The 6,000-nt window shown below is 66.3% G+C and carries 8 protein-coding genes; 4 read left to right on the top strand and 4 right to left on the bottom strand.

Annotation, left to right across the window (positions count from 1 at the left end; genetic code table 11):
• The 3 genes from G0D83_RS21205 to G0D83_RS21195 all read left to right on the top strand — a co-directional run.
• The coding region (locus G0D83_RS21205) for a hypothetical protein (RefSeq protein ID WP_203595634.1) at positions 1 to 696 on the top strand (696 nt) is incomplete at its 5' end.
• A 183-nt stretch (positions 697 to 879) separates the two neighbouring features.
• A complete protein-coding gene (locus G0D83_RS21200; RefSeq protein WP_164196683.1) occupies positions 880 to 1,281 on the top strand; it encodes a cytochrome c in 402 nt (133 codons plus the stop codon).
• 118 nt (positions 1,282 to 1,399) lie between these two features.
• Positions 1,400 to 1,597, top strand: coding sequence for a CsbD family protein (locus tag G0D83_RS21195; RefSeq protein WP_108968524.1), 198 nt, complete (start codon positions 1,400 to 1,402; stop codon positions 1,595 to 1,597).
• 71 nt (positions 1,598 to 1,668) lie between these two features.
• Here G0D83_RS21195 and G0D83_RS21190 read toward each other — a convergent pair whose 3' ends face one another.
• Together G0D83_RS21190 and G0D83_RS21185 are read right to left on the bottom strand one after the other, a co-directional pair.
• On the bottom strand, positions 1,669 to 2,355 hold the full coding sequence (locus tag G0D83_RS21190; RefSeq protein ID WP_203595046.1) for a hypothetical protein: 687 nt from the start codon (positions 2,353 to 2,355) through the stop codon (positions 1,669 to 1,671).
• A gap of 41 nt (positions 2,356 to 2,396) precedes the next feature.
• Entirely contained in the window at positions 2,397 to 3,101 is a 705-nt protein-coding gene (locus tag G0D83_RS21185; RefSeq protein ID WP_164196682.1) for a DUF1194 domain-containing protein, read from the bottom strand.
• A 194-nt stretch (positions 3,102 to 3,295) separates the two neighbouring features.
• On the opposite strand from G0D83_RS21185, the gene G0D83_RS21180 reads away from it, so the two are divergent.
• Positions 3,296 to 3,634 carry a hypothetical protein gene (locus tag G0D83_RS21180; protein ID WP_108968528.1) on the top strand — a complete coding sequence of 113 codons (339 nt, stop codon included), beginning with the start codon at positions 3,296 to 3,298 and terminating at the stop codon, positions 3,632 to 3,634.
• Here G0D83_RS21180 and G0D83_RS21175 read toward each other — a convergent pair.
• Complete coding sequence (locus tag G0D83_RS21175; RefSeq protein WP_108968530.1) at positions 3,619 to 3,840, bottom strand: hypothetical protein; 222 nt, start codon at positions 3,838 to 3,840, stop codon at positions 3,619 to 3,621. The genes G0D83_RS21180 and G0D83_RS21175 overlap by 16 nt on opposite strands.
• A 112-nt stretch (positions 3,841 to 3,952) precedes the next feature.
• Positions 3,953 to 5,911 (bottom strand): DNA topoisomerase IV subunit B, encoded by a 1,959-nt coding sequence (gene parE, locus G0D83_RS21170; protein ID WP_164196681.1) that lies wholly within the window; start codon positions 5,909 to 5,911, stop codon positions 3,953 to 3,955.
• Positions 5,912 to 6,000 lie beyond the last annotated feature (89 nt).

Here is a 6,000-nt window from a genome sequence, read left to right as displayed (position 1 = left end):
GCCTCGAGCATCGACGTGAGCGACATCACGGTGACCGGCCCGGGCGGTGCCCTGTCGGTGACCGGGGTGAGCGTCAATGTCGGCACCGACGGCAGCCCGCGCAGCGCTACCTACACGGTGGCGGCGCCGGGCGGGACCTGGGACACCGCCGACAACGGCGCCTACACGGTGGCGTTGCAGGCGGGGCAAGTGGTTGACACCAGCGGCAACGCCGTGGCGGCGAACGGAGCTCTGACCAGCTTCAACGTCGCGGTGCCGGTCACCCCGCCGCCAAGCGCGGACCCGGTGCGCGTGGAAGCCGAGGCGATGGACCTTCAGGGCTTCCAGGTCCTGAACAACGGCCACGGCTCGAACGACCAGCTGATCCAGGCCACCGGGAGCGGGCCGCATGTGGCGGGCTTCGGCTTCAGCGGCGCAACGGGGCTCTACAACATCAAGATGGGTTATTTCGACGAATCCGACGGGCAGTCGCAGCTCTCGCTGCTGCTGAACGGCGAGGCGGTCGACAGCTTCATCTGGGATGCGGATGCAGGCGCCTCGATCGTCAACGAGACGTCCTACGCCGAACGCGAGATCACCGGTCTCGCAATCGAGGCAGGGGACCGGCTGGAGTTCTCGGGCATGCCGGACGGGGGCGAGCCGCTGCGCATCGACTTCCTGGAGTATGTCTTCGTCAGCGACCTGCCGACGATCTGACCAAGGGCGGGGGCCGCGGGAGCGGCGCTCGCCTCACAACCACAGGCCAAGCCTCTTTCTGGCGCCGGGTTCGCTTCGAGCCCGGCGCCAAGTTCTTCTGCGGCGATCGCGCTGCGGCTTGACGCCGATCAAGGTGGACGCAGCGCCACAGGCGCAGGATCGGGGCAGAGAGGGGGCCCGACCATGCCGATCGTTTTCTTCCGAGCCACGCTCTTGGCCGTCGTCCTGCCGCTTGGCACTGCGCTGGCGCAGGACGCCGACCGCGGGGCGGCGCTCTACACTGAATATTGCGCCACCTGCCACGGGCTTGACGGGCGCGGCGATGGGCCGATGGCGGGGGTGCTGATGATCAAGCCGGTCAACCTGACCGAGCTCGGTGCCGCCAATGGCGGCAGCTTCCCGATGGAGCGGGTAATCAAGCGCATCGACGGGCGCGATCCGCTCGTCAGCCACGGCTCGCCCATGCCGGTTTACGGCCAGTTTTTCGGCTACGACGCCGAGGCGGCGCTGGAGGGCGGCGCATCCACGGTGCAGCCGGTGGCCGATCTCGTGGCCTATTTGAAGGAAATCCAGCGCGCTGAGTGAGTCAGGGTAGCAATTGGGCGGAGTGGCGCTCAGCCGCGCGAAACCTGCGCGGAGGATGCGGAACCCCAGCCCGGCCTCGGGGGTTTCATTTGCAGACGTAACCTCAGGAGGACCCGCTATGAACTGGGACCAAATCGAAGGCAACTGGAAGGAATTCAAGGGCAAGGCCCGCGAGCAGTGGGGCGAGCTGACCGATGACGAGGTTCAGCAGGCCGAAGGCGACCGCGAGCAACTTGCCGGCCTGATCCAGAAGAAATACGGCGTCGCCAAGGAAGAGGCCGAAAGACAGGTCTCTGCCTGGCAGAACGACCTCTGATCGCGCGAGGCGATCGCTAATAGCAACGTCAGCGGGGCCTTACGGTCCCGCTTTTTTGTGCGTCTCCCGGGTCAGTGGCAGATGTTCTCGATTTCGGCCCCCTTCCAGGGGATCACCACGTCGGTGCCACCCAGCGCAGCGTCCAGCCCGCCGATCGGCATGGCCTCCGAGATCATTGCCCGCAGCCGCGCGGTGCGTGGCGCCTCGGGGTCGAGCAATTGGCAGCAGACGTACTCCTCGACGATGGCACCTTGCTGTTCGTAGCCGTGATCGAGGAACCGCGCCGAAGTGTCCGGGTCGATCAGATAGGGATCGACATGGGTCTGGTGCTCGGTGGCGGCCTTCAGCGGCGTGTAGCCGGTGCGCTTGCGGTTTTGCCATTGCCAGACATGGGTCATCTCATGCGCGAAGAGCATCGCGGCGTAGAGATTCACCCGCTCGGGATAGCGGGGCAGGTAATCGTCGAGGTAGACATCCTCTCGGTAGAAGATGTGGTTGAACAGCGTCAGCGCCGCCGGCGAGACGGTGACGGTTTCGCCCGAGGAGGGCGGCCAGATTCGCTCGGTGCAGGCAAGCCGGGGCCGGATCGGCCGCTCGAAGGTCACCGCGCGCGACGCGAGCCCGTCGTGAAAGCGCACCCGGCCCGTGTCGAGCTGGGGCCCCTGCATGGCTTCGAGAAAGCTGGTCTCATTGTCGGTGAGCGGGCGCCCGCAGCCGGAGAGGGCGGACAGGAGCAACAGGCAGAACAGGATACGCATGGACGCAGCGTGCGCTACTTTTCCGCTTTTATGCAAGGGGGTTACTCCGCCGCCGCGAAAGTCTCTCCGGGCAGGGAGGAGATCTCGAGGATGAGCTTCTTCTTCACCGCCTCGGCAAAGCTGTCGCGGGTGTCAGCGGTGACCACGAAGGCGCCCGTGCCGCCGATGATCAGTTCCTCGTAAAGCGTTTCGAGCCCGCCCTCGGCGCGACCCGGATCATCGGGGCGCAGGATGGGCAGGGCATTGATCGTCACTCCGGCCTGCACCACCTGCGCGCGGGCCTGCTCGATGCTCGGGCCGGCCCAACTGTTGGCGCTGTCGCCCGAGAAGTCGATCACCCGGCGCCAGCCGTTGATCTCGTTCTCTTCCATCAACCGCAGCCCTTCGAGCAGTGCCGCGCCGATGGCATTGCGCCCGTAGGCCTGCCGCGGCTGGTCCAGCAGCGCGGCAGCAAAGCCCCGCGCCGCCTCGGGTCCGTCGATCAGCGTCCAGTCCACCACCTGCGCCTGGTTGGCGGCCCATTCCACGTAGGTCACCGCGATATGGCCATATGCGGTGCCGGCAATGACTGCGAGCACCTCGGGGTCGGTGATCGCCTGGGCGTAGCCCTCGCGCTGGAATTGCAGTTCGCCGGGGGTGATCGAGCCGGAAGCGTCGGCCAGCAGCACGAGTTCCAGATCGGTGTCCTGAGCGAGGGCGGGAGCGGCAGGGCAGGCAAGGGCGAGGCTCAGGACCAGGGGACGCATCTACGGCTCCTTGCGTTGCAGGCACGGTCACCAGCCTGCCACCGCTCGGATACAAAAGAAAGTCACAGGCCCGTAGGCCACGGCAAGATTGCACCGTCGCGCCGGATGCGGCACTCTGGCGGTGTGCGGTCTGGCCTTTGGCTCCGACAGGGATGCAGGCCGTCGCACCGGAGGATCACCGTGGGACTCGCCAGATGACCAGCCCCGAGAAATCGCTGCTAGCCGCCGAGCTCGCGCTTGGCCTGCTGCCCGCGAAGGAGCAGGACGAAGGTCTGCGTGCCGTGGCACGCGACCCCGAGCTTCTGCGCGAGATGGATTTCTGGCAGAGCCGCTTCATCGGCTTCATGGGGCCGGTCGAGGACGAGGTTCCGCCGCCCCGGGTCTTCACCGCGCTGCAGGCTCGGCTTTTCGGAGACGCGGAACCGCGCAGCGTCTGGCGCGACCTCCTTGCCCCCGAGAACCGCGGTCTTTTGGTGCTGGTTCTCGCGGTGAAGCTGGGCGTGATTGCGCTGGTGCTCTACGCGCTCTTCTGAGCCGACAGGCTGTCACCGCCGAGCGCGCGGCCGAGCGTCATCCAAATCGCGATCGCGGCGACCACGGTCGCAAGCAGGGCCACCAGCAGCAGCTCGAGGTGGCCCGCGACGCCATTCGTGAGCGCATAGATCACGAGGGCAACGAGAGGGATATGAACCAGCGCGAAGCTGGTGATCTGAAGGCGCAGGAGCGTCGTTTTGGTCATGGGGCTCGGCGTTCGTCTGTCGTGAATGGAACAGCCATAGGGTGTGCCATACGCGGGCGGAAAACAACCACCTTGGGTGCATCTTCCCCGCCGCGCGCGGGCTTGCGCCGGCTCAGACGTCCAGTTCTTCCACGAACCGCGCGTTTTCCTGGATATACTGGAAGCGCAACTCGGGCTTTTTGCCCATCAGCCGCTCCACCAGATCGCCGGTCTCGCCGGGTTCGTCCTCGTCGATGGTGACGCGGATCAGCTTGCGCGTCGCCGGATCCATCGTCGTTTCCTTGAGGTCCTTGGCGTCCATCTCGCCCAGACCCTTGAAGCGCTGCACGTCGATCTTGCCCTTGCCGCCGAGGCCTTTGGCCAGCATGGCCTCCTTCTCGGCGTCATCGGCGACATAGATGCGGCGGGCGCCCTGGGTCAGCCGGTAGAGCGGCGGGCAGGCAAGATAGAGGTGGCCATTGTCGATCAGCGGCCGCATCTGTGTGAAGAAGAAGGTCATCAGCAGCGAGGCGATATGCGCGCCGTCGACGTCCGCGTCGGTCATGATGATGATTTTCTCGTAGCGCAGGTCATCGACGTTGAACTTCGTACCGATCCCGACGCCGAGCGCCTCGCAGAGGTCGCGGATTTCGGCGTTGGAGCCCAGTTTGTTCGAGGCTGCGCCGAGCACGTTGAGGATCTTGCCCTTCAGCGGCAGCAGCGCCTGGGTCTCGCGGAAGCGCGCGCCCTTGGCCGAGCCGCCGGCCGAGTCACCCTCGACGATGAAAAGCTCGGTGCCCTCGCGGCTCTTGGCGGTACAGTCGGTCAGCTTGCCCGGCAGGCGCAGCTTCTTGGTGGCCGACTTGCGGGCGGTTTCCTTTTCCTGACGGCGGCGCAGCCGCTCCTCGGCGCGCAGCACGAGGAAGTCGAGGATCGCGCCCGCCGACTTGGTGTCGGAGGCCAGCCAGTTGTCGAAGTGGTCGCGCACCGCGCCTTCGACAAGGCGCTGCGCCTCGGTGGTGGCAAGGCGGTCCTTGGTCTGGCCGACGAACTCGGGCTCGCGGATGAAGCAGGACACCAGCGCGCAGCCGCCGGTCATCAGGTCATCGCGGGTGATGTTGTTGGCCTTCTTGTTGCTGACCAACTCGCCGTAGGCGCGGATGCCCTTGAGGATCGCGGCCCAGAAGCCCGCCTCATGGGTGCCGCCCTCGGGGGTGGGAACCGTGTTGCAGTAGGACTGGATGAAGCCGTCGCGCGACGGGGTCCAGTTGATCGCCCATTCCACCTTGCCCGGTGCGTTGAACTTCTCGCGGAAGTCGACGGTGCCCGAGAAGGGCTTGTCGGCATAGGTACTGGCGCTGCCGAGGCTCTCGGTCAGGTAGTCGGCGAGGCCGCCGGGGAAGTGGAAGGTCGCCTCCATCGGCGTGTCGCCGTCGGGGATGGCGGACTTCCAGCGGATCTCGACGCCCGAGAAGAGATACGCCTTGGAGCGCACCATCTTCAGCATGCGCGAGGGCTTGAAGCGGTGGTGGCCGAAGATCTCCTCGTCGGCGTGGAAGGTCACCGTGGTGCCGCGGCGGTTCGGCGCGGCGCCAACCTTCTCGACCGAGCCCTGAGGGATGCCGCGCGAGAAGCGTTGTTCGAAGAGTTCCTTGTTGCGCGCCACCTGCACGACCATGGAGTCCGACAGCGCGTTGACCACCGAGGCGCCGACGCCGTGCAGGCCGCCCGAGGTCTCATAGGCGTCGCCCGAGAACTTGCCGCCTGCGTGCAGCGTGCAGAGGATCACCTCGAGCGCCGACTTGCCCGGGAACTTGGGGTGCGGGTCGATCGGGATGCCGCGGCCGTTGTCGCGGATCGAGACGGAATAATCGGCGTGCAGTTCGACCTCGATGCGGTTGGCATGGCCGGCCACCGCTTCGTCCATCGAGTTGTCGAGGATCTCCGCCACCATGTGGTGCAGCGCCCGCTCGTCGGTGCCACCGATGTACATGCCGGGGCGTTTCCGCACCGGTTCGAGCCCCTCGAGAACCTCGATCGAAGAGGCGTCATAGGAAGCGGATTCGGTTGCGGCGAGGAGGTCGTCGGCCATGTGTTGCTGCTCGTTCCCGGATTCTGGTTGCTGCCAACTATGGCAGAGCGCGGCTTGCGGGAAAAGCCCCGCACCCCATCATCATGGGG

It is taken from the genome of Salipiger sp. PrR003 (assembly GCF_010500785.1).
Lineage (GTDB): Bacteria > Pseudomonadota > Alphaproteobacteria > Rhodobacterales > Rhodobacteraceae > Salipiger > Salipiger pacificus_A.
This window is presented reverse-complemented; position numbering and strand designations above follow the sequence as displayed.